The following is a 677-nucleotide window of genomic DNA, read 5'->3' as shown; positions in this document are numbered from 1 at the left end:
ATCCACGGTATGATGAATATTGAGGAGAAGATTAGGGACTTAGAAGGCAGAGTAAAAGAAAGAGATGACATTGTCGAGAAAAACAAACTTATAAAAAGATTGTTAGGTTTTAAAGGACCTTCCAATGAATTGCATAAGGAAGAAGATGAAGCTCCTTTACCAAAAAAGAAAACAGCTGAAGAATATATGGACGACTACCTTAAATATTTCCCCAAAGGTTTCTTTGACGACGCTGAAACACAGTTAATGATAACCCTTAGCGAAATTTCCAAATTACTTAAAATGGACGAGCAGAACAATAACGATACAGCTATTCTTATTCAGCCGATGGTATACGGAAATTACGGTAAAAATTCCTGTTCAGGTTATTTCTTTACGCGCAATGTTGTTACGGGCGAAAAGAAAATTCAAGGCAGTTACTTTACCGGAAAATTTAACGAAGTAGGCGAGACAGGGCACGAGATCAATAAAATTGATACTGCTGATCTTAAACAGCTTGAAAAGATAGCGGGAGTTCTTGAAGATAAATTCAAAGAAATTCGTCAGGTTCGCTTTACCGTAGAAAACGAAAAGCTTTGGCTGATAGAGCAGAGGCTTGTAGACCAAAAATCCACACAAGCCGATCTTAGACTGCTCCTTGATCTTCAAAAGCGAAAACTTATCGACACGGCTACTGT

The 677-nt window shown here is 37.8% G+C and carries 1 pseudogene; it reads left to right on the top strand.

The window, feature by feature from the left end:
* Window positions 1-9: 9 nt before the first annotated feature.
* Window positions 10-677 (top strand): annotated as a pseudogene (locus ACYVTD_RS15150) (hypothetical protein); the annotation flags it as partial.

This window comes from Treponema sp. R6D11, assembly GCF_054786075.1.
The sequence above is the reverse complement of the archived record's forward strand: the minus strand, read 5'-3'. Positions and strand labels throughout refer to the sequence as shown.